1 protein-coding gene is annotated in these 241 nt (G+C 36.5%); it reads right to left on the bottom strand.

Annotated features, from left to right (window positions below; translation table 11 throughout):
- Nucleotides 1–241 (bottom strand): transposase (locus tag GNY06_RS15760; protein WP_166519910.1); only part of this gene is annotated, 241 nt, incomplete at both ends.

The raw sequence follows: 241 nt of genomic DNA, 5'->3' as shown, positions 1-241 counted from the left end.
TGCGTAGTTTTTCCAAAATTAAGTCGAAGTAACCTGCTTCTACCCAACGGATATAGTAATAATAAACCAATTGCCATTTCGGAAAGTTCTTTGGCAGCATACGCCATTGACAGCCTGTTTTTATCAGGTACATTAACGCATTCCAAATCAGGATCAAAGGATGTTTTCGCTTTCTATCTTTCAGATTCAGCGTTTTCTTTATATATTGCCATTGGTTTTCAGTTAGATCAGTTGGGTATTT

Source organism: Elizabethkingia argenteiflava (genome assembly GCF_009904105.1).
GTDB lineage: Bacteria > Bacteroidota > Bacteroidia > Flavobacteriales > Weeksellaceae > Elizabethkingia > Elizabethkingia argenteiflava.
Note: the sequence above shows the minus strand (reverse complement) of the source record. Positions and strands in the feature narration are given on the sequence as shown.